Source organism: Legionella sp. 39-23, assembly GCF_001897665.1.
GTDB lineage: Bacteria > Pseudomonadota > Gammaproteobacteria > Legionellales > Legionellaceae > Legionella > Legionella steelei.
In genome coordinates, this window is sequence record NZ_MKTO01000047.1 from 140,046 (window position 1) to 162,297 (window position 22,252).

A 22,252-nucleotide genomic window follows, 5' to 3' on the forward strand; every position below is an offset into this window, starting at 1 on the left:
ATAAGTATGAATAATAAAACTTATTTAATGCCTGATGAGCCAACACGTTTTACTCCTTTATTTATGGATAAAATGTTGGAACATACTGAGCGTTTAAACGCTTCTGATATTACAATTCAAACCGGCGAACCCATTTACGCTGAGGTTTATGGAAAGCTTTTACGCATCACAAATCGTCGTTTATCTAATACAGAGCTCGGTGATTTAATTAATGCGATATATGGCCCTAATGCCACAACCCAGCTCCTTTCAGGTAAGGATATTGATACGCACTATGAGTTTCGTCCTAATCGTGGAGTCAGATACCGTTACCGTGTCAATGGTACTGCTTGTCTTGTCGAAGGTCATGATGCAATCCAGATTACTTTAAGAACGATTCCTACCACCCCCCCCAGACTGGCGACGATGAATCTACCCGATAACGTGCTGGAAGCTGTTGCCCCACAAGAAGGAATTGTATTTATCACCGGGGCAACTGGTTCAGGTAAATCAACATTATTAGCGTCCATCATTCGAGACTTAATCGAAACAGAGGATTCAAACCGTAAAGTGTTAACCTATGAATCTCCAATCGAATTTGTCTATGATGAAATTGAAACCATCTCTGCCGTCGTGAGCCAATCAGAAATTCCACGTCACTTACCAAGCTTTGCAGATGGAGTAAGAAACGCTTTACGGCGTAAACCACGTTTAATTATGGTGGGTGAGTGTCGAGATGCAGAAACAATCAGCGCGGCTTTAGAGGCAGCACTTACTGGACACCCAGTATATACAACGTTACATACTTCCGGCGTGGCCGAAACCATGCGTCGTCTTGTCACTTCATTCTCTGGTGAAGAGCGTTTAGGACGAACTATTGATATTTTGGAAACAATAAGATTATGTATTTGGCAAAAACTTGTGCCTACCGTAGACGACAAAAGGGTTGCATTAAGAGAGTATCTCGTATTTGATGAAGAAGTCCGAGATATTTTACTTGAAAGCGATCCTAATGACGTAACCTCTGCTACTCGTAAATTAGTACGCCAAAAAGGTCAGCTGATGACCTGGGATGCAAAAATGAAATTTGAACAAGGCATTATCAGTGAGCGGGTATACAAATTAATTATTGCTGGCGCTAAAGATTATCAACAAACAGAGAATCTTTAGTAAACTAGACCTAGCTTTTAATATAACACCCACCGAGTCCCTTATCATTGAAAGGTGCAAGCGGCAACACTGAAGAGCAATACCCCTCAGAACAACAATACGTCATCCCGAAACCTCTAACTTAATAATAGACTGATGCTAAGTCGAGCGCCTAACAAAACGCCAAGATATTGCTTTCTTCAGAACGATAAGCACTTGTTCATAGAGCAGTGATAGCTTAATCAAATTGTCATCTTACATCGAGCGCATGGCAACTGGTTCTTGATGATCAGAAACCGCTGCTTGCAATATATCCGAATGCTTATGATTGGGTTTGTCCATAACCCCTTTAGCCAGACCTTTTAGATCTATATTTCCTGGATCGGCTTTTATCAATTTTTCCAATTTTTGGACGCACTTATCTTTCATATCACTCGTAAATTCTTTATAGCGTCCTTTGACGTCATCTCTCACCTCTTGAGTCATATTCGCAAAGCCACCTCTGCGATTGGCCTCTTGGCATAGAAGAACACCATGAATATTAGAACGTGTATTTGCTATAGTACAATTATCAACTTTCTGTGCACGTTGCTCGATAGTAGATATTGGAGGTTGGTCTTTAGTAACCTGATGAATTTTATCCATCACTTGTCCATGTGATAGCCCCTTATCGTGGCCGCTCATCACACCGTTTATAAAATCCGCGTTAACATCCTTTTTGTCTACCTCGTAAATTTGCGTCCCATACTTTCCCTTTGCTCCCTCACCTCGATTGGTGAATACTAAATAAACTTTGTCAGGGTTTCCTTCAACTGGCACAAAAGATAAACCCATAGCATGTCCCTTACAATTAATAGGTACCGAGGTGACCTTTCCTGTTTGTACTCGCTCAGAAAGCGCACGCCCTGCTTCAGGACTCCCTTCAGGAGTACTGAATTGAAAATCTGCTTTTTTATTTGCAAAGTCGAACGCATCTGCAATTTGCGCGAAATCTTTTTTAGCCGGTTGTTTCGTACACTCCTGGTTATATCCCTTTACAGCATCAGTCATCAATTGATAAGTGGGGCCCACATGCGCACGTTGAGAGGATGTGTTATCGACACTTTGCATTACTATACCCAGTACAAGCCCAAATTCTTTAACTACATGCAATTTATCTGGGCGTGATGCAGCATAGTCCTCAGGAGGAGTGATGGTCTTTTGTTGAAGCGCCTGCTGTCCACGCTGGCTATGAATTGCAAGATCATATTCATCCATGGATTGAACATCATATTTTGCGCCTGAATTAAGTAACGTTTGCGCCAGAGAGAAATCTTGCCCTTGCAGGGCTTGAGTTAATGGTGACTGTCCGCTCGAGTTTTTTGCAGAATTTAACGCCGTAGGCAGGTCTTGATAGCCACAATCTTTAGCAAGATCAGTTAATTCCGCTTTGGGATCCACTAAACCTTTGAGAATTGAAGCGAGCATCTTTTGAAAAAACAGAAATAATTCTTGAATGAAGCGGTCTTCATCGATTTTTGCTTTTTGTAAGCCTTTAAGTTTATCTTGAGCCATATCTGTCTGGCTCATCGTAGTACTTTTAGGCGCAGATAAGTCTGTCATAATGAGAAGCACTTTGGTTTAAAAAAATAGGCATATCGAATCACAGTATGCCGCCACCTAGTAAGAATGGTTCGTGAAACCTCCTACATTCAGCAGAAAAATGACCTCCATTTTTATTAGTTGTTACTTCCCTGCCCCTCCTAGATCACCACCACTCTTACCCTTTTTTTTACCACCACCATCATCTTTATCGCTACTCGGAGTCGAATTACCTTGAGCAGAAACATCTCCACCGCCACCACCTTTGCCCATAAAACCTTTAACCGCACCAACAGCTTTCGTACCGTATCCGCCCAATGTCTTATCAATTTGTCCTTGTGCGGTTTGGGTTTCCTTACCAGCTTCCTGAGTCTTACCTTTTACTTCCTCACCCCATTGCGCAGTTTCTTGACCCAAACTTTCAGGAGAACCACCAATCCATCGTAAGATTTTATCGGGTAAATAGGATATCAATGTAAATGATTTTTGGATTATCACTAAGTACATAGTGGTATAAGTTAATATTGAGAAGAAGAAGGCATAGATTCCGGCCCAATCAGTATATCCGCCTGTACCAGAAGGCGAGTCCGCACCACCTTGCGACCAGATCCCCCTAGCGAGGTGAGCGGCATTAGTATTTTCCTGTTGGATAAATGCGATAGCCTGATCATACCCGGCATTGAGAACCCATACCCCCACATAAGATAACGCGATGGCCGCAATGTAGCCAATAATCATCATGGAAGGTCTTAGGAACACATTAACCAAGATCATGATCGCCGCTTCACCTTTACCAAAGGCGTCATGTCCCTCAGGATGTGTCACCCCTAATGCAACAATCGGTGCAGCAACCATCGCTTCAATAACTGAGATTATCCAGCCCAAAGCCCCAAAGGTGAAAATCATATAAGGCAATATCGGGATGTAATACGCTGTGGTAAAGCCTACGCTGACCATGACACCTACCCAAGCGATCACCAGTGGCATCGCTAAAGACATCATCGCGAAAATAAAGACCCCAAATACGGGAATTAACGCACTGGATATTGCCAAATTCAATAAGAGCATCCATAAGTTACCAGCGAAATTGATGTACTCATTTCCCATATTTGCTAATGCAACAACTGGGTTTACCCCAGGCTGCGAGATAATCGCCAGTCCCTGTTGAAAGATTGCTGCCATCCCTTGTAAGGGGATCATCAAAAATGCTAAAACCACGCTATTGATAATCTCGCCAAAGATATCAAGAAACAGGTTATATACGGTAACTAAGATAATATTGTAAAATATATTTCCAAGTATTTGTCCTAAACAAATTGAGAAGAACGGTTTTACTTCGCCGCAAGAAAAATTTTGGCGCTGTAATCGATACAGCGATGTACTGACACTGAAATTAATGGTGTTCGCAAAGGTCATTGGTTGTACTCCAGGTTGCCCAGGAGTTTGCATCATCAGTGCATTGTTAATAAAACCATATACTGTCGATGAGTCGGTGCCACCCACCGCATTCATTTTGGATGACCATGACGGTTTTTTAGTTTGAGTGTCGGGAGTAATTAAAGCTTGTACCGCTTTTACTGGACCATTATCTTGGTTAAACCACTTACATAAATTAGTTAAATTAGCAGAATCCTTACCCTCAATCTTTCCTGGAACGCATTTAATTTTATTATCATTGCTGACTTCAAACGCACTCGTTATTGCATCAGGACTAAATTTACTTCCTCCCAAGCCGGTGTTTGAATCGACTTGACCTGCATTATCTATGGTTCCAGATGTTCCCTGGATTGCTACCAAGTTAAAGAAATAGGCTCCAGCCATAATCCATCCCTGCGTCTCAGCCTTATTGATAAAGTCAGTGACTTTTTCACCAGTTGCTGAGGAACTAATCAGGCGGCTTAGATTTACTGTGGGCATCATAATACCGTTATAATCATTAATCGCATTGATTAACTCGACACCAGTAAACAAAACTCCACCCGCTGCAGAGCCTTGCGTAGGTCCCCAAATAACGCAATTATGAGAATTATCTGGACAAATCGTTCCATTTTGTTGATATGGCACACCAAATTGCTGCGTCGCATTCGCAGTAAAAGCGCTAGGATTAGGTTTTTGAGTAAAGGGGATTGCTGGATCATTAGAGATTATAGAGCGAGCCACGGGAGCCAAATCCGAATACATTTGTTGGACTGCAATAGCTCGCGACATCTGCGTTGCGGCAATCTCTGAAGGAGTTAACGTGTTATTGCCAACGGTTACGTTATTTCCTGCAGTATAATAGTTATAAACGATGTTACCATTTTTATCTTTCACAACATTTCCGTTTTGATCCAGTTTAGGACTCTTACTTTTATCCAGTAAATCAGCAAAATTAGAGTCTCCATTACTAATGTTGTTCCACGTAATGGTGCCGCAAATCCCATTTAAAAATGCATAATCGCTAGTGGAATCAAAATTGGGCATGTCAACACTCCAAGACGGGTTACTTGGCGCATTATTTTGCACAGCAACTGCATTGACCGAACCTAAAAAGTCAGGAACCGCAGTATTACAAAATTTATACATGGGGTCCTTAGAATCTTTGGCTGTATAGCACGATCCTTTTTGTTGCGATGCTGCATTAAGAAGATATTGTCTTTGAGCGGTCAATTGCGTCTGCAAGCCCAGCATGCACACTTGACCAGAAAGTATATTTACCACCCCGGTTGCAATGCTGCCAACCCCAGTGGTAGAGCCAGAGGTATTTGTAAGTTGAGAGGCTGGATTTATCTGTTGGGCCTGAATAATAACGCCGCCACGGTTTAAATAACTTAAAGCAGCATTCCACACTTTATCTGCTGCACCAACCCCTTGCACAACCACCCACATAACAAAAATTTGCATTAAGCAATAACCAGAGGCCTTAGGGATCAATAAAGCCAAACCTACAGTGGAGCGAATTGGAATCCAAATGGAAGACCATTTTTGTCCCAGCATCTGCCCTTCGTGAGCAGTGTTCATGGTAGCGACCAAAAGGGTATACATAATAATGATACCGCCTAATGCCAAAACCGCGGCATTAAATACCGCAAACATACTACCCATAATTTGGCTGCCGGTGCCACTTAAAACACCATCAACAACACCAAATAAATTACTAAGAAAGACTACAGAGAAATCACTAGCAGGAGGTGCAAAACTCAACGATCCAGAACTATCGGCTAAAACTAAACCAGGACATAAAAGCAGGAGTAGAGTAACCAACAACTTATTCATTTCTTCTCTCCCAACAACCCCTGCCTATACCATTCATTAAAGGTACAACCAAGCTTGCGCTCTTTCATCTGGAAGTACCAAAAGTGGTAACGGAAGGCTAAAACAAGCGCAATCATAGTGACAATAAGACTAATAAGAAACGCTTTGATTGAACCGTAAAAAAGCTGATAACCAGCATACCCAAAAATCAAAACAGCAGCGATGACCATGATAATGCTTAAACGAAGCAATGATTTTTGTTTCGTAAGTATATTTTCATCGCTCAGATTAAGTAACTTCACCGCTTCTTTAAATGATTCACCATCCGTTTTTTTCTGTGGCACAAACAAGCGTTTACAGCCATTTCCTAAATATAAGGTAAATGCCCTCATTCGCTCCCAATCGAACCATCTACGAACATTAAGGATCGTTGAAATTAGTTTAATTATTCTTGACTGCTTTTTCATATATTTTACTTCTTTCTTTTACCTTTCATAATATACTATAGTAGTAAGTAATGGTTTCGTCCATCCGCTAATTATAAGTAAAGAAAGAGTAAAAAATGCCAGATCTTAGTCATGAAGCATCCGCACAATACTGGTTTGAATATATTGATCCAATGATCTATAGAGTGATCACTTTTATGGAAAGTGTGGAAGATTGGACCCTTGATGGAAATCCAGAGTTTGAGCAGGCTATGGAGCAGTTAGGTAGAGAACTTGACGACATAGAAAAAATAGATATGGGGCTCCTGGCCGAAGAGGAGAAATTTATTCGCATCGTAGGAAATATTAAATCAGGTCGCGGACTGCGTCTGCTGCAGGCAATTGATACAGTCCATCCAGGTAGTGCTTCTCGTGTTTTAATCCATGCAGAAGAAACAAGTACAGGAAGCCATGATCCAGCGGGGGTTTTTCTCAAAAGAAACATTGTATTTGAACGTTTAAGATTGTTGTCGCGAGTTTTTTGTCAGTACCGTCTAAAACTTGTTTTACGTGCACTTGAAGGGGAAGAATAAATGAAATTATCGTCGTCTAAATTTGTATTGCTTAATCTGCTTTGTTTTACTGTTTTTCCTGCTGGAGCAGATAATGCAACTATGTTATATAGTCAACAGCAACAAATGTCTACTAATATGCAACAAATGGTCAAGTATTTCCAAAATTTTGGTAATTACTTGGGTTTTGATGTAACTAACCCTCCCCAAAAACCCCAGAACTTTGTGCTAAACTACACATTGATCAACACACCTGTAGCACAACTGGCTCAAACCTATGCGTTTTATACTTATTTAGGTTCGATCCCGGTAAACACTTATACAAGTGGTAGTACTGCGAATTCGAGTGGATCTACTGGAAATGCAGCAACTCCTTTCTCTGAATTAGTACCGAGTAACCTTAATAATATTCCTATAGCTCAAATAGCTAATAACCAAGTTAATAATACGTTTAATGGCTTTAATGGCTCGGGGTCTTCTAGCACCTTGTCAACAGTTACTGCGAACCCATTGTTCGATCAATCAGTGCAACAAAATCAATCATCAGGAGCTACTGGGGGAGCTGGCCAAGGAGCGTTTCAACAAGAGCCAGTAAGCCAAGCCATACTCAATATTTTAGGAACACCTGATGCCACTTACTGTATGGAAAATGGAAATCAACAAAATCCAACTATCTTTACAACAAATTGTAAGTATCTATATGGAGGATTAGTCTCCCAAAATGTAATAGGAACCTCCATACCCACTGCAACAACATTTTTTACCGGCAGTTACATTTCACAATTTTTAAATCAGCTTAATAGCAACGCACTAACTGGGCCATTAATGTATTCAACTGATAGTCTTGATAATGCTGGCAGTACAAACGGCGGATTAAACGCACAAAATCAACAGCAACTTGCCAATAATTTTATTCGTTATGTTTCAGGCAGCCTTGTGCCTATAAAATTGCCCAAATGGTATGATTTCGACCAACTTTCTTTGGCGACTACGCCTAACACTGACGGTTCTGTCGGTACGAAACAAATTCAGGCGACACAATTAATTACCAAATACCTGACAAGCTTGCGTACCTATGCTGCCCAAAACTCAGTAGGAGTAAGTAACCTATACTATATTATGTCTAAAAGAATGCCTCAAACTCCAGCGCAGGGCGCAGGAACAACAGGAACGGGGGGGCAAAATCTAACACCAATGAGCCAAGCCCTAAGTGAATATAATATGGCAACTTGGCGATTATTTCCTAATGGTGCTACTGCTGCAGGTGCTACCAATACTCCGAGTACCGGAGGAGCTGGTGGTACTGGTGGTCAACAAGAAAACACTCAGTGGATTACTCAACTTAACACTGCAGCACCAGCTACTGTAGAAAAAGAAATTGCCATCTTACTTGCAGAGATTAATTATCAACTGTACTTAGATCGACAAATCCATGAACGTCTATTAATGACCAATAGCATCTTGTTATTACAAAGCGTTCGTAGTGGCGCACCAAATGCTGATCTCACTACATCACAATAATAACCCTATTCATTCTGTATTCGTTTTAGTCTGGGTAATTTGCATATGCATGTTACTCAGACTTTTACACGCCGATATCATTTTATATACGTCATTTACAAAGCGAAACAAGATACGCTTACAAAAGACTAAATGAATACACTGTGACAAACTGAGCACTATTATCCAGAAAGAACAAACAAGGCAAAGAACAAATGGTTAATAAGTAAACGATTACATCAATACTTCGTAATATCATTAAATAAACCCGCCCTTAATGTAGAAATTTAATACTTGGTATTTTAAAATTAGCCATCATTTTTCCATCCGTTGCTTGGTATGAAAAACATCCTTTTTCAAGAGTCCCTTCTCGTTTCTGGCATCATGTGTTTTGATGGTTGCGGCAATGCAATCCAAAACTTACTGAGTTCATGTATTGATGATTGTATTAAAGACAAACTTCTTCCTGCAGATGCACACCCCATCATAGATGCGGAACCAAATGGACTTGGTATTCATCGCCTAAATATCTCCATTGAAAGTGAAACGAGTGATTTTATTCCCGCGAAAAATTTTCATGCAACTCTTTTAGCTAAGATTAAAGAGGACATACCCTTCGAGTTCATAGACAACCCTGAGGAAGAGCAAGAGCATAAACACTCTAAAACCAATTGGATAAATATATTAATTAATCTCATTGCAATGGGTTTAGTTACCACGTTAGCGCTCATATTTCCGCCCTCAATTTTGTTGACTGTGGGTTTGACTTCAATCTCTTTTCTCGCTACCGCTTTTACAGCTCGTGAATATTTGATTAATTTTTTCCGTAACTTGCGCACCGGCTCCCTGACCAACATGGCTACCACGATTAGTCTGGGTTGGTTTTTATCTCTAGCACACACACTTTTTCATACAATTACTATGCCGTTAGCCAGTAGTTTTTCCATGGCCTTTATGAATTTTATCATGCCAATTATGCTGATAACTTGTATCAACAGCATGGATGAAATTAAACGTCTTGTTTTAGACAAGTCAAAAAAAATGCAATTAAAGGGGATGAAAACTATATTCCCACAAATGTCTGAACAATACGATTGCTATCATTTATCACAGGGCGAGTCAGAGGTTTTAATCAACAATATGACTATTTACCTCAAAAACAAAGTCCAGCCTCTTTCTGAAAGTCGTTCTTTAGCAAGCGATGCAGAGGATAGTACTTTATTGTTAATTAAAGATTTAAAAAATAGAGAAATACGTGGGGTAAAGAAAGGTTTACTGAGAGAAGGTATGCTGATTAAGGTTAAACCTGGAGAATGTTTTCCCGTTGATTGCATTTTAGTTGAGGGTAATACCATTATCGATGCGTCACTTCTCACAGGGGAGTCGCAGCAAAGCAAACAACTTTGGCAGCATATTCCTGCAGGAGCAATTAACCGTGGTCAATTGGTATCAGTTTATGCTACCAAAAACTCATACAATAGTACTGTCAATAGTCTGCTATTTCGTGCAAACCGTGCGCGAAAAACATCGACTCCTACCTCTGAGTCAATACCTCCATTTGCATACCTCTACACAGCCTTAGTTGTTATTGGCATCGCAGCGGCTATCATTGCTCCAATTGCCTTCGGGATCGCAACCTTTTCTTTGATCATGCAAAATATAATTGGCATCCTATTTTCAGTATGTCCTTGTACTATTGCCATTGCCCACCAGCTACCCAGCTTAATCAGCATCCACCATCGGAATAAAAAAGGAATTCAATTACGCGATGAGACACTAATGGGCGGACAGGATGATGAAATACACACCATTGTCTTCGATAAAACAGGGACTCTGACTACAGGGAACTCTAAAGTAGAATCATCTGATATTAATATCAGTTCACCATTATGGCAAAGAATTTATTTATTAGAAAAAATTTACGGTGGCGAGCACCCCCTGGCTAAAGCAATCATGAAGCACTATGAAACGCGCAGAAACCCTCATATTCGTTTTGATGAGATCAAGGATTGCAACATAGATCCGCAGAGCCGTGGGTTAGCTGCGATGATACAAGGAAAATTGATTCAAATAGGTAGCGCTGAATATTTAAGAAGCAACAAAGTAATTCTCCCGCAAATCGATCAAGCAAAAATTGAACAAGGCTTCTCCGCTGTTTATGTTGCAGAAAACGGTATTTACCAAGGAGTTATCTATATTAAGCATGAGGCAAGAAAAGGTATTGTAAAGGCCCTATCCCGCTTAAAGGAAGAAGGGAAGAAAATTATCATGATCACTGGCGATAATCGTGCATCAGCTAAAGGATTTAATCATCAAATCGGTTCTATTTTTGCAGAGGAAGATATCCACACGGAACAAACACCACGAAATAAAGAAAGTTTTCTAACAACACTCATGGCTACTTCGGGGATCAATCCTAAAGGAGTCTGGTTCGTAGGCGATGGTTTAAATGATGCTCCTTGCTGTCGCGTTGTTTCTGAAAAGGGGGGAGTCAGTTGTGCTATGAATTCTAGTGATAAATCAGCATTTTTTACTGATATTTGTTTAAACGGCTCATTAGATTATTTATTTCAACACAACAAATTAAATCGTTTTGCACATCAAGACGCCACACAAAACAAGTTGATTTTAACCTATAGCACCATCGCTTTCTTAGCTTTTATTATCAGCTTCTGCATCGCCGGTATCCCAGTTTCACCGCTAATTCCTATGGCGATAATGCTGTCAACGACTCTTTTTGTTTTATTTAATTCTTATCGAGTACAGCTTTCTATTGATACTGCCCTTGAGAAGAGTACCCCCTGGCCTAAAGCTCTTTTGGCATCGAATCTATCCATCGGCTTATTATTGGGAGCAAGCGCCTTACTCATTTGCAGCGTGTTGATTGCAACAATTGCGACAGGCGGTCTCGCATTACCCGTCATCACTTTTACAGCAGGGGCTGCCGCAGCCTTTAGCAGTATTTGCTCCTTGTCCGCAATGGGCTTATTCAGTGCCTTTACGACATTGCTAACGACCTCATTATTGTCCGAACGATTTACAACTTCACCAACTGATGAGGTGAATTTAAATGTGCATCAACAGCAATCTAGCACACATGAACCGCCTACAACACCTGACGTTGATCGAGAGACAGAACACTTTGGTTTTTTTCTTGATAGATTTCCTAAAACGAGTGCCACCCCAAAACTGCGCCACCCAGAAGAAGGATTGTCAGAACATTACTCTATGATTTGATTCGAGCCTAATATTCTGTTTCTTATTGGAAACAATAAGATCAACTTAGAAGCAACCTCAATAAAAACTCAAAAAGCCGCAACAGGTTTCACTTCATGTCACCCTGGCCACAAGTAAATTTATAAAAATATGGGATGTCCAAAAAATAATTTTTTTCTCGATAAATTAACGTCATCTCTGTTTCAAGGATCGACAATTTGAGTTAAATTAATGTGAATATGGGAAACAAACGGATCATTCCCGCACTCACATGAATAAAAATGGAATAAAAATAAATGGACCTTTCCTCTAGAAAAAAAGCATTTCAATTATTTAGTGATTATTTTATTAATTCCGATCAGAAATTAACTGCATGGCTCTTACTTGGAGGGATTTTTTTAAGCATTATCGCCATTGTTGCGATAACGGCCTTTCTGCCTTGGGGGTTTTTAGGATTTTGGGCAGCACTTACAGCAAAAGAATTAACGGGGTTTCTGTTTTATAGTGGCGCCATCGCCCTAACCAGTGCCGTCATTATTGGCATGAGTAGCTTAATGGATTATTTAACTGATACCTTATCCATCAAATGGCGGTCATGGTTAACATCAAAATACATTAATAAATACCTCTTTGGGAAAAAAAACTATCTGGACTTAGCCCGTGTTGCACCACATATTGACAACCCGGAACAACGCATTCAAAAAAACATTAAAGGCTTTGTTGATCATACTCTGTCGTTAAGCACTGAATTTTTTAGATCCACATTAAGCTTAGCGATCTTTATTGGCACGCTTTGGGTTATTGGCGGCACGCTTACCATAGTAGTTTTCGGGGCTAATCTCGTTATTCCCGGGTATCTTGTGTGGGCTTCGTTAGGTGTTGCATTAATCAACAGTGTGATTACCCATATGTTAGGCAAATCATTAACCGCGATTAATCAAAAAGAAGATCTTTTGGAAGCAAAGCTTAGGAAAGATTTGGAATTTATTCATAACGAATCTGAAAATATTGCTCTTGAAGGTGGAGAACATTACCACCAAAAAATACTAGAGAATGATATAGAGCAAGTATCACAAAATGCATTCCAGAAAATGTGGGTCAATTTAAAGGTATCTGCCTTTCAAATGTGCAACAGCTACCTTGCTGATATATTACCCTATCTTTTCGCAGCTCCTGCTTATTTCTCAGGATTAATCGATTTTGGACAGATAGCCCAAATCGGCATGTCGTTTAATGAGGTCAATAAAGCCTTTAATTGGTTTGTTGACTCCTATACTGAATTGCAGAAGTATCAATCGAGTATTGAGCGAATTGCCCAACTCGAAGAAGAGCTGGATAATGAACGACGTGAAATAAACCCCAAAAATATTCATATTCATGAATCGCAAACAACGACTTTAGCGGTAAAAAATTTAACACTTGCATATCCACGTGCTTCAAAGCCTGGCCACATGATGCGTAATTTAAATTTGGAATTTAAACCCGGAGAAAATACCTTAATCAAAGCACCTTCAGGTTTTGGTAAGAGCACCTTTTTCAAAGCAGCTCGCAGAACTTGGGGCTATGGAACTGGTGAAATTAGTATTCCCCAACATCAAAAAACTTATTTCTTACCTCAAAAACCATTAATTCCTCATGACACATTAAAAGCCATACTTGCCTACCCCGACCCAGTTAGCACCTATGTTGATGATCAATATAAAGCAGTATTGTGTGCTGTTGGTGGGAAAATGGAGCAATTTATTGCAGAGTTAGATCAAGAAGATGCCTGGTCAACAAGATTATCTCTTGGCCAGCAACAACGAATTTCTTTTGCTAGAGCCTTATTAAAGAAGCCCGATTGGCTCTTTTTAGACGAAGCCACTGCGTCACTGGATGAGGAAAGTGAGGCCCATCTCTATCGCCTTTTAAAAGAAAAACTACCCCACACAACTGTAATCAGTATTGCACATCGCTCTACGGTAATGAAATTCCATCAACGTGTTGTGTCATTTGAACCATCATCTGAGGAGATACAACAACAAAGTAGCTTAGGCCGTTCAATCTAGTGATTGATATCCTTCTAAAACGATCGAGAGCTTCTCCATCACCTCATCAACAGAAATTAATTGCATGGGCTCTTCACCATGTACATGCTGGCCCCAGACATCTTCAATGCGCTTACTACCTAGAATTTTTTCTGCCGCTTCGGGATAACGATTTACAACTAAATGCTGAAAAAGATAAGGACCTGAAATAAGCGGGTTAGTCACCGCATGCAAGGCAATAACCGGAGTGTTTACCGCAGTAGACATATGCGAAGGACCTGTATCAGGACAAAGAACAACCGTCGCTTTACTGATAAGTGCCAATAATTGTTTGGGTTTGGTTTTGCCAACGAGATTGACGGCAGGGATAACTTGGGTTATTTGTTCTGCCAAATGTTTATCAAAATCAATCGGCCCCCCAGTAATAAGCACTTGCACATTCCATTGTTCCTGCGCTCGTTGCAATACTTCGATATAACGCGCAACAGGCCAACTCCGTTCGGGCTTGCTTGCTGCGGGATTAATTACCAAAATTGGGCCCTGTTTTGGTAAATGCTGTTCTGCCCACTCATAATCCGCAGAAGAAATAGGTAAATCCCAGCGAATAACACGTTCCTTTATTCCTAAAGCCTGAGCAAATTTCAAAAAACCATCTAAAGTATGCTCCAAGCCTGGGGTAATGCGCTCATTAACAAATAAACCATGTGCATCGTTTGCTCGATGTTCATCATACCCTATTTTGCGTTTTGCTTTGATCAAAGGATAGAGGAAGTTGGTCCTGAGACTGGCTTGTGGCGCTAATAAAACATCAAAGGTACGCCCTTTCATTTGCTTTTTAAAGCGCCAATAGTCTACAACCGTGTTCGGTTTGTCAATTAGAATAAACTCAACACCGTCCATCCCTTCCACCAAATCAAAAGCAGGCTTGGAAATGATCCAAGTCAATTTGGCTTGGGGAAGACTGGCTTGTAAGGTTCTAATGAGCGGAACCGCCATTAAAACATCACCTAATGCAGATAAACGTACAATACAAATGGATTTAATCATTCTGCAAAACAAACCTCGAACCACAATAAGGACAAACTTCCACACCAGTTTTTTCAATAGGTAAATAAACCTTAGGATGGGCATTCCATAACACCATATCCTTTGTCGGGCAACTCAAAGGTAATTCATTACGATGTACTACATAATTTTTTTTCGTACTCGCTGGTTCTTTTTTAGCGTCTTTCATGATGTTCCTTTAAACTTATTTGGTAGGATTATCTAATATTTCCCCAATTTTCGCTATAATCTCATCGCGAAAAGCCTCATTTTGTGGATCATAATAAAAAGCCTCCCCCCAACTCCTAAGCCAGGTTAACTGACGTTTCGCCAGTTGCCGGGTAGCAGCAATCCCTTTATCACGCATTAGAGAATAATCAAAATCATCCTGCAAATATTCAAGTGCTTGTCTATACCCTACACAACGCATTGCAGGCAAATTCATGGTTAAACTCCATTTTTGCTGTAACTGTTTTACTTCCTCAAGAAAGCCTTCCGCGAGCATATGATCAAAACGTTGTGCAATACGTTCGTGCAACCATGCTCTTTGCTCAGGAAAAAGAATAAAATTCACAAAATGATAATCCGGTTTCTCATTGTGCTGCGCAAGGAAAGAAGACAATGTTTTACCCGTCACATAATATACCTCTAATGCACGTTGAATTCGTTGTGTATCATGAGCATGAATACGTGCAGCAGCTTCAGGATCAATCTGTCTTAATTTTTGATGAAGTGCAGGCCATCCAGCTAAAGCAGCCTCATCCTCTAATTGCTGGCGCACAACAGGATCGGCTTCTGGTAATGTAGATAGGCCTTTTTGTAATGCATTAAAATACATCATCGTCCCTCCCACGAGTAGAGGAATTTTGCCTTTCTTAATGATCGCGTCACATAAGGATAAAGCGTCAGTACAAAATTGAGCAGCAGAATAAGACTCAATTGGATCTTTGATATCAATTAAATGATGTGGCGCAACGTGTAGTTCTTGAGGAGTTGGTTTAGCAGTTCCAATATTCATATCTCGATAAATCATTGCGGAATCAACACTAATCACTTCAAAAGGATAATGTGTTACTAACTCACACGCCAAAGCCGTTTTCCCTGAAGCAGTAGGTCCCATCAAACAAAAAACTAATTTAACCATTCATCATCTCAATCAAACACCGTAATCACACCCTCATCCGCCCTACGGGCACCTCCCTTGCAAGGAAAAGGGATTTAACTTAAGTTAAGAAAGAATCCCTTCAAACATCTACTAATTTTCTACAATCTTCATGTGTTAATTCTTTAAATAATCCTGGCTGCTGATTTCCCTCTTTATAAATAGCCAACAGCAACTCATTTAATTCCATTTTTTCCTCGAAACTTAAAAGTCTGGGATCAAATTCTTGTGTGCGATTCATTAATTCCAACAATGTACTTTGATGCATGACATCGCATTCAACAATAGAATCTAAAAACAAACGCAAATCCAAATAAGGCATACAAAGAGGAATACTACGGATAAACACCTCATGTTCTCCCGCCCACTCAAGACTCATGCCTAACTGTTTGAGACACAGTTCCCACTCCACCGCGCTGCTCTGAAGTTTTGCTGGTAGGACATAACGAATCGGCACCAACAAAGGCCTGCTTGCTAAAGGAAAATTCAACTGGGAAATTTGCTGTTGCAACCTATATTGATGTAACGCCACGACATCAACAACATACGGTTGCTGCTGTATTACTGTTAAAATATATCTACTATTTAAAACAACCCAAGATAATTCAGTTTTCGAATGATAAATACTTCTGCTTAAACCCGTCAATTTGGGATAGGGTTCATAAATCTCTGGCCTTTGCTCCTGACTCGGCTGTGTGTATAACGCATATGATACTTCTTCTTGAGGTACATTTTGTGACATCAATGCTGCAAGCAGTTGTGAGGTAAAAAAATCAAATACCAAGCGCGGTTGCTGAAAGCGTACCTCATGCTTGGTAGGATGCACATTCACATCTACCTCTGCGTGGTTCATTGTAAAGTACAGCACACATGCAGGAAACCGTCCAGGATGTAACAAACCATCATAAGCTTGCTTTAGCGCTTGATTAATCAACTTGTCTTTTACCATGCGCTGATTAATGTAAACCCACAAACGATCATTCTGGCTACGCTGAAAATTAGGGCCGCTTATCCAGCCACAAAGTTTCATTGCCCCATGTTCTACATCAAGATAAATTGCTTCTTTAACAAAAGGACCTCCTAAAATACGAGTTATACGTGTTAGGCGAGTTCGTTCATTGGTGGCGGCAGGCAAAGATAAAATCTGTTTTCCATTATGTTTTAATGTGAGCGCAATTCCCGGCGCACTTAAAGCAAAACGCTTCACTACAGTTTCTATTGCTAAAAACTCCAGTTTTTCACTTTTTAAAAATCGTTTTCGAACCGGTGCATTAAAAAATAAATCAACCACATCGACTGTAGTTCCTACACCACGAGCACAAGGAGAAAAAGAGCGTTCTGTGCCCTGTACGCGTAACATTGCCGCCGTTTCTTGATATTCCGGTTTAGAACTAATTGTAACTTTTGCAACCGAGGCAATGCTGGCCAAGGCCTCACCGCGAAAGCCCATGCTATCAATCGCATATAAGTCATCGAGTGAGTTGATTTTACTGGTCGCATGTGCAGCAATAGCTAAAGGTAAATCCTCAGCAACGATTCCTATGCCATTATCACTGATTTTGATTTGATTCAGACCACCGTAACCTATTTCAATAGTAATCGCATCAGCCCCTGCATCCAAAGAATTTTCCAATAATTCTTTTACTACTGATGCCGGTCGCTCTATTACTTCACCCGCAGCAATTTGATTTGCTATAAGTGGCGGTAATTGCTGAATTCTTATGCCCATGCTGGAGGAATCACCAATTTCTGCCCTGGCTTAAGTCGAGTAATACCACGTAAATGATTTGTGGATTGGAGGGCAGCAACCGAGACACGATAACGAGCAGCGATAGCAGGTAAAGTTTCGCCTGCACGTACTAAATGCACATTGTTCGTTGTCATGGCTTCAAGGCGCGATCCATGCGGAGGATTTTCCCAGAAATAACCTTTAATACCTTGAAAAATTGCCTGACTCAAACGTGCTTGATAACGAGGGTTTGTTAAATTACGTTCTTCTACGGGATTTGAAATAAATCCTGTTTCCACCAAAATTGAAGGGATGTCAGCAGACTTCAACACCATAAATCCGGCTTGTTCCACTTTATTATTATGTAAATTAGTAAAGTTGCCCAGTTGATTTAAAACCCGTCCCCCCATTTGCAACCCAGAGTTAATCGTAGCAGTTTGTGATAAATCAATAAGAACCGAACGTACTACACCATTCTGGTCGTCTAAATCACCTAAATTCACACCACCCAATTCAGAATAGTTTTCTTTTTCTGCAAGCCAGCGAGCCGCTTCACTCGTTGCACCTCGTTGTGATAAAGCAAATACAGAGGCCCCATTTGAATGAGGGTTATTAAATGCATCCGCATGAATGGCTACAAAAATATCACCATTATATTTTCTGGCAATATCCAAGCGTTGTCGCAAACCGACATAATAATCTCCCGAACGCGTTAATACTGCACGCATTCCTGGCTGCTTATCAATTAATTGTTTTAACTTTAATGTAATCGCCAATACAACGTCTTTTTCCCGGCTGTGATGAGGGCCGCGAGCGCCAGGATCTTTGCCTCCATGACCTGCATCTAAAACAACAATCACATCACGCAAATTAGAAGGCCTACCACTTACCTTAATCGGCTGTTGATTGGCTAAAATCGGATGAGCTGGCTGTTTCGGTTCAATTGGCGCAGGCAATTTTGTCTGTTGTGCCGTCTTTATCTTGATAGGGAATTTTTGAGGCACTGCAGGAGCAATTTTTGAGGGAATATGTGCCACAATTGGACTCACAGGACGACCACTATGTACTAAATCAACCCGCACGCCCCCAAAAGCGCCATTAGGTTTCCAAGGAGATGATCTGAGCTGTACTTTTTGATTGAGGTCGAACACTAATCTTAAGGTTCGTGGATCAGAATGTCCACTACGAACTTGTCTTACCAACCCATTGATTAGACCCAGCTGGTTTAAATTCACAGCCAATTGCGTTTCCTTTAAATCCACTACAACACGCTCAGGATTACTTAAAAAAAACACTTTATGGGTGAACGGCCCATTGATTGTTAGAAAAAGAGAGGTTTGATTCCCTTGTTGTTTTAGTGCCACAGATTTAAGTTGCGCACTAAATGTTGCAATGGAGCAAAGACACATTACAATAAAACACCATGAGCGAAATATCATCTTTCACCTACCAGGCGAGCCAAAATTCTTTTACCCACTGTGCTCAATGCCATTATTTGCATTTCACGTCCAGCCCCTTTAATACTTAACTTAAAACGAATATCTACATTAGGCAATGTTTTTCCGGCATTTTCAGCCCATTCAATACAACATATACTCTCTGGCGTAAAATAATCTCTGAATCCCAAATATTCCAGCTCGTCTTCATGATGTATTCGATAAAGATCAAAATGATGAACAGTTAAATGCTTGCATGTATAGCTTTCTACTAGTGAAAAAGTAGGGCTTTTAATCGCCGATTCGACTCCCAGATGTCGCAACATAGCACGAATAATGGTGGTTTTACCTGCCCCCAACTCCCCACTAAAGGTCATAATTAGCGAGGGACAAAGACAAGCTGCCAATTGAGCGGCGAAACGCTCACTTGCCGTTTCATCAGGCAAATCTAATATGCTTACTGTATCCGATTCACTGTTTATCATCATTCAGAGTAATTCAATATATGAGGTAAAACATCAAATAAATCACTGGCTAATAAGCCAGTTCCCCCCAGTTTTTTGGCTACCTGGTCTCCAGCAACCGCATGCGCCCAAACACCGCATTGTGCTGCATCAGCTAAAGAAAACCCTTGCGCACAGAGGCCGGCAATAATACCGCTTAATACATCACCCATGCCAGCACTTGCCATAGCAGGATTACCCCGAGGACAAACAAAAGTATCTTTTTCTGCAGTTTGAATCACAGTACCAGCACCTTTCAACACCACCACCCCACCATATTGCTGTTGAATGTTTGCCGCGGCTTGGTACCTATCTTTCTGAATCAAATCGGTAGAAGAGGATAACAGACAGGCCGCCTCACCAGGATGTGGGGTCAAAATCCAATTATCATCCAGTTGAGCATGCTCGGATAACAATCTTAATGCGGATGCATCAATCACCATAGGTAATTGTGACGTAATAGCAGTCAAAAAGAGGTTAAGCGCCCATTCACTTTCCCCTAAACCGGGACCAATCACACAGACTGTAGCGCGAGCTAAGAGTGACATTAAATCGTTAGCTGTTTTTACTGCGCTTATCATAGCCTCTGGAATTAATGGTAACGCACTCTTTGCATGTTCAGGCCAAGTTGCAACAGTTACAGCACCTGCGCCCGTGCGCATTGCAGCTTTCGCAGCCAAGCTAATAGCTCCCGGCATGCCTGGCCCACCGCCAATTATTAACACATGACCATAACTTCCCTTATGCGAATTTTTTTTACGCTCAGCAAGCGGCAACGGTAAAGTCGCTGAATTTAAAAGATGTGCAGCAGGGGCTAGTTTTGAAACACATGCATCAAGCTGTAACGAACAGCAATGAATCGCCCCACAATAATCGGGACCATCTGCTGTATACATACCCGCTTTCGGCGCTATGAACGTTAGCGTCGTATTGGCTTTGACACAAAAATTTTCAACCTTTCCTGTATCTGTATTAAGGCCAGAGGGAATATCTAAAGCCACAACCGGCAGACCGCTGGCATTGATCTGATGAATTGCCGAAGCAATAACTCCATGCACAGGCCCTTTCAAGCCAATCCCTAAAAGCGCATCAATAATTAACTCAGCGTCACTATCTATAGGCTCATCCGCTGCTTGGCAGTCAACCCCAGCATTTATCGCCATTAACGCTGCATGCTGTGCTGCAAAAGGAAGATCGGCTACAGCCTTGCACTGGTAAATCGTGACGAATAATCCGTGTTCATGTGCTAAACGTGCAACAACATACCCATCGCCGGCATTATTTCCTGCACCACAATATACTGCAAGATGCCGAACCTGTGGGTATAGTTTTGTTATAAGAAAAAATGCTTCGCTTCCTGCTCGTGACATTAATTCATTTTCGTCTAATTGATACAAAGATATTGCTTGTTGTTCACAAGCCCTAATTTGTTCACAACGATAAAGGGAGTTTGCTGGGATGCTCACCTTGTGCTCCAAATCTATTAAGGCCTGTTTTCAGGCCTTAGTTCGAACACGTTTCTTATGTAGTCTAGGATGCAATGAATCAAAACCCTGACTTCAGAACGTCCAGGTTTTGGGTTCGCCTTCACCCAGGCTACTTCCTTTTACTTGACTAATTTTAATGAAGGCTTACTTTTAGAAGCTGATGCGCCCTCAGATTCTGCACCAGAGGTTCCAGAAGATGCTGGTGGCGGTTCTTCTTCATCTTCTATGGCAAAAGCGATGCCTCTGCCATTTTCCTTAGCGTAAATTTCCAACACAGCTGCAGGCGGAACAAAAATTTGTTCTGTCTTTCCTGAAAATCGTGCAGTAAAAATAATTCGATCGTTTTCTAATAAAAGACCACGAGTTGCTGCAGGAGAAATATTTAACACAATACGATCATTGTTCACATGCTCTTTAGGCACTTGCACCCCTGTATATGCAGCATTAACCATGATATAAGGTGTTAACTCGTTATCCACGATCCAATCGTAGGCAGCACGAATTAAATAAGGTTTATTTGATGTCATTGTCATAGATTTATGCCGCTCTTAGTTGCCGCTCAGCATCAGTCAAGCTTGCTTGAAACGATTCCCGTTTGAACAAGCGCTGCATGTAAGCAATTATTCCTTTAAACTCCGGTGTAATCTCTATCCCCAATCGAGGCAAACGCCACAATAAAGGTGCTAATGCACAATCCAACAGGGAAAATTCATCACTTAAAAAATAGGGCTTATCTGCAAATACAGGATCAAGAGCAGTTAAACTTTCAAATAAGTTTGCCCTAGCCTGCTCCACATTATCATCCCTTAAAATACGATTCATTAAATAATACCAATCATGTTCTATTCTGTGCATCATTTTTCGAGTTTCAGCACGAGCAACTGGGTATACTGGTAATAAAGGTGGATGAGGAAAACGCTCATCTAAATATTCCATAATAATACGTGGCTCATAAAGTACAAGTTCTCTATCAATTAAAGTAGGAACAGTTCCATATGGATTAACTGATAAAAGATCAGCGCTGGGATCCGACTGTCTCGCAACAAGAATTTCTACATTCACCCCTTTTTCAGCCAACACAATCCGCACCTGATGACTGTAAACATCATCTGTATCGGAAAATAAAGACATTATAGTGCGCTTCGCAACAATTGCCATGAGCAACTCCTATTTAATTCATTAAACCTATATAAAGGTAAAGTTCACAC

The 22,252-nt window shown here is 40.8% G+C and carries 17 protein-coding genes; 5 read left to right on the top strand and 12 right to left on the bottom strand.

What is annotated here, in order from left to right; translation table 11 throughout:
• Positions 1-6: 6 nt before the first annotated feature.
• Complete coding sequence (dotB, locus tag BGO44_RS17980) at positions 7-1,149, top strand: Dot/Icm type IV secretion system ATPase DotB (RefSeq protein ID WP_058510593.1); 1,143 nt, start codon at positions 7-9, stop codon at positions 1,147-1,149.
• A 234-nt stretch (positions 1,150-1,383) separates the two neighbouring features.
• On the opposite strand, the gene ankD is transcribed toward dotB, so the two are convergent.
• The 3 genes from ankD to icmV form a co-directional block, all read right to left on the bottom strand.
• Positions 1,384-2,730, bottom strand: coding sequence for a Dot/Icm T4SS effector AnkD/LegA15 (gene ankD, locus BGO44_RS17985; RefSeq protein WP_273199303.1), 1,347 nt, complete (start codon positions 2,728-2,730; stop codon positions 1,384-1,386).
• Between the two features lie 123 nt (positions 2,731-2,853).
• Positions 2,854-5,964: a type IVB secretion system protein DotA gene (gene dotA, locus BGO44_RS17990; protein ID WP_273199304.1), complete on the bottom strand. Its 3,111-nt coding sequence runs from the start codon at positions 5,962-5,964 to the stop codon at positions 2,854-2,856.
• Positions 5,961-6,410, bottom strand: coding sequence for a type IVB secretion system protein IcmV (gene icmV, locus BGO44_RS17995; RefSeq protein ID WP_273199305.1), 450 nt, complete (start codon positions 6,408-6,410; stop codon positions 5,961-5,963). The genes dotA and icmV overlap by 4 nt, the downstream gene beginning before the upstream one ends.
• Positions 6,411-6,505: 95 nt before the next feature.
• Between icmV and icmW the strand changes: the two genes are divergently transcribed.
• The 4 genes from icmW to BGO44_RS18015 all read left to right on the top strand — a co-directional run bounded on the left by icmW (position 6,506) and on the right by BGO44_RS18015 (position 13,704).
• Complete coding sequence (gene icmW, locus BGO44_RS18000) at positions 6,506-6,961, top strand: type IVB secretion system protein IcmW (protein ID WP_058510597.1); 456 nt, start codon at positions 6,506-6,508, stop codon at positions 6,959-6,961.
• Entirely contained in the window at positions 6,962-8,461 is a 1,500-nt protein-coding gene (gene icmX / locus BGO44_RS18005) for a type IVB secretion system protein IcmX (protein ID WP_058510598.1), read from the top strand.
• A 318-nt stretch (positions 8,462-8,779) separates the two neighbouring features.
• Positions 8,780-11,677, top strand: a complete 2,898-nt coding sequence (locus BGO44_RS18010; protein ID WP_286823462.1) for an HAD-IC family P-type ATPase — start codon at positions 8,780-8,782, stop codon at positions 11,675-11,677.
• Positions 11,678-11,952: 275 nt separating this feature from the next.
• A complete protein-coding gene (locus BGO44_RS18015) occupies positions 11,953-13,704 on the top strand; it encodes an ABC transporter ATP-binding protein/permease (protein ID WP_058510600.1) in 1,752 nt (583 codons plus the stop codon).
• On the opposite strand, the gene BGO44_RS18020 is transcribed toward BGO44_RS18015, so the two are convergent.
• The 9 genes from BGO44_RS18020 to sspA form a co-directional block, all read right to left on the bottom strand.
• On the bottom strand, positions 13,696-14,730 hold the full coding sequence (locus BGO44_RS18020; RefSeq protein WP_058510601.1) for a glycosyltransferase family 9 protein: 1,035 nt from the start codon (positions 14,728-14,730) through the stop codon (positions 13,696-13,698). The genes BGO44_RS18015 and BGO44_RS18020 overlap by 9 nt on opposite strands.
• Positions 14,723-14,917: a zinc-finger domain-containing protein gene (locus tag BGO44_RS18025; protein WP_058510602.1), complete on the bottom strand. Its 195-nt coding sequence runs from the start codon at positions 14,915-14,917 to the stop codon at positions 14,723-14,725. The genes BGO44_RS18020 and BGO44_RS18025 overlap by 8 nt, the downstream gene beginning before the upstream one ends.
• 15 nt (positions 14,918-14,932) lie before the next feature.
• Positions 14,933-15,871, bottom strand: a complete 939-nt coding sequence (gene miaA, locus BGO44_RS18030) for a tRNA (adenosine(37)-N6)-dimethylallyltransferase MiaA (protein ID WP_058510603.1) — start codon at positions 15,869-15,871, stop codon at positions 14,933-14,935.
• A gap of 100 nt (positions 15,872-15,971) precedes the next feature.
• On the bottom strand, positions 15,972-17,618 hold the full coding sequence (mutL, locus tag BGO44_RS18035; protein WP_273199308.1) for a DNA mismatch repair endonuclease MutL: 1,647 nt from the start codon (positions 17,616-17,618) through the stop codon (positions 15,972-15,974).
• Complete coding sequence (locus tag BGO44_RS18040; protein ID WP_058510605.1) at positions 17,609-19,057, bottom strand: N-acetylmuramoyl-L-alanine amidase; 1,449 nt, start codon at positions 19,055-19,057, stop codon at positions 17,609-17,611. Before BGO44_RS18040 ends, mutL begins: the two co-directional genes overlap by 10 nt.
• On the bottom strand, positions 19,054-19,542 hold the full coding sequence (gene tsaE, locus BGO44_RS18045) for a tRNA (adenosine(37)-N6)-threonylcarbamoyltransferase complex ATPase subunit type 1 TsaE (RefSeq protein ID WP_416338563.1): 489 nt from the start codon (positions 19,540-19,542) through the stop codon (positions 19,054-19,056). The genes BGO44_RS18040 and tsaE overlap by 4 nt, the downstream gene beginning before the upstream one ends.
• A complete protein-coding gene (locus tag BGO44_RS18050; RefSeq protein WP_416338566.1) occupies positions 19,539-21,017 on the bottom strand; it encodes an NAD(P)H-hydrate dehydratase in 1,479 nt (492 codons plus the stop codon). Before BGO44_RS18050 ends, tsaE begins: the two co-directional genes overlap by 4 nt.
• Before the next feature lie 146 nt (positions 21,018-21,163).
• Positions 21,164-21,577 (bottom strand): ClpXP protease specificity-enhancing factor, encoded by a 414-nt coding sequence (locus tag BGO44_RS18055; protein WP_058510606.1) that lies wholly within the window; start codon positions 21,575-21,577, stop codon positions 21,164-21,166.
• A 4-nt stretch (positions 21,578-21,581) separates the two neighbouring features.
• Positions 21,582-22,202, bottom strand: coding sequence for a stringent starvation protein SspA (gene sspA, locus BGO44_RS18060; RefSeq protein ID WP_058510607.1), 621 nt, complete (start codon positions 22,200-22,202; stop codon positions 21,582-21,584).
• Between the last annotated feature and the right edge of the window lie 50 nt (positions 22,203-22,252).